The sequence below is a fragment of the Virgibacillus sp. 7505 genome, from assembly GCF_002272135.1.
Classification (GTDB): domain Bacteria; phylum Bacillota; class Bacilli; order Bacillales; family Amphibacillaceae; genus Terribacillus.
This window is the reverse complement of sequence record NZ_NPBF01000222.1, coordinates 1-255: the sequence shown is the minus strand read 5'-3', so window position 1 is coordinate 255 and position 255 is coordinate 1. Positions and strand designations below refer to the sequence as shown.

At 43.9% G+C, this 255-nt stretch carries 1 pseudogene; it reads left to right on the top strand.

Annotation, left to right across the window (positions count from 1 at the left end):
- Positions 1-255: pseudogene (locus CHH91_RS18700) on the top strand (metal ABC transporter solute-binding protein, Zn/Mn family); the annotation flags it as partial.

The window sequence follows — 255 nt, the reverse complement described above, 5'->3', positions numbered from 1 at the left end:
AATTAACGGCGGAATTAGATGCAGAGGTAGACTATGATCATTGGCACTGGTATACAAGAGAAAATGCAGATGATGAATGGGTAACTGTTCCGAATCAAGGAGGACCTGAATTCAACTATGAGGCATCAGGAGAAAGCTTTGAGGTCCGTGCAGTCCTTTTTGATGAGAACCACAATGAATACGCCGAGTCAGACCCAGTAGAAATTGTCATTGATGATCACGGCCATGACCAAGAAGAGGAACATGAGCATGAAC